General features: G+C 55.5%; 1 rRNA gene (running past one end of the window). It reads right to left on the bottom strand.

The annotated features are described in order from the left end of the window. Window positions 1-1,114, bottom strand: a 23S ribosomal RNA gene (locus ACFVVA_RS42045) (its annotated part continues 1,798 nt past the right edge of the window); the annotation flags it as partial.

Genomic DNA, 1,114 nt, shown 5'->3' with positions numbered 1-1,114 from the left:
CGGATAGGGACCGAACTGTCTCACGACGTTCTAAACCCAGCTCGCGTACCGCTTTAATGGGCGAACAGCCCAACCCTTGGGACCTACTCCAGCCCCAGGATGCGACGAGCCGACATCGAGGTGCCAAACCATCCCGTCGATATGGACTCTTGGGGAAGATCAGCCTGTTATCCCCGGGGTACCTTTTATCCGTTGAGCGACGGCGCTTCCACAAGCCACCGCCGGATCACTAGTCCCTACTTTCGTACCTGCTCGACCCGTCAGTCTCACAGTCAAGCTCCCTTGTGCACTTACACTCAACACCTGATTGCCAACCAGGCTGAGGGAACCTTTGGGCGCCTCCGTTACTCTTTAGGAGGCAACCGCCCCAGTTAAACTACCCACCAGACACTGTCCCTGATCCGGATCACGGACCCAGGTTAGACATCCAGCACGACCAGAGTGGTATTTCAACGACGACTCCACCAAGACTGGCGTCAAGGCTTCAAAGTCTCCCACCTATCCTACACAAGCCGAACCGAACACCAATATCAAGCTATAGTAAAGGTCCCGGGGTCTTTCCGTCCTGCTGCGCGAAACGAGCATCTTTACTCGTAATGCAATTTCACCGGGCCTATGGTTGAGACAGTCGAGAAGTCGTTACGCCATTCGTGCAGGTCGGAACTTACCCGACAAGGAATTTCGCTACCTTAGGATGGTTATAGTTACCACCGCCGTTTACTGGCGCTTAAGTTCTCAGCTTCGCCCCGACGAATCAGAGCTAACCGGTCCCCTTAACGTTCCAGCACCGGGCAGGCGTCAGTCCGTATACATCGCCTTACGGCTTCGCACGGACCTGTGTTTTTAGTAAACAGTCGCTTCTCGCTGGTCTCTGCGGCCACCCCCAGCTCGGAGTGCAAGACTCGTCACCAGGAATGGCCCCCCTTCTCCCGAAGTTACGGGGGCATTTTGCCGAGTTCCTTAACCATAGTTCACCCGAACGCCTCGGTATTCTCTACCTGACCACCTGAGTCGGTTTGGGGTACGGGCCGCCATGAAACTCGCTAGAGGCTTTTCTCGACAGCATAGGATCATCCACTTCACCACAATCGGCTCGGCATCAGGTCTCAGCCTT

Source organism: Kitasatospora sp. NPDC058048, from assembly GCF_042885555.1.
Lineage (GTDB): Bacteria > Actinomycetota > Actinomycetes > Streptomycetales > Streptomycetaceae > Kitasatospora > Kitasatospora lactacystinica.
The sequence above is the reverse complement of the archived record's forward strand: the minus strand, read 5'-3'. Positions and strand labels throughout refer to the sequence as shown.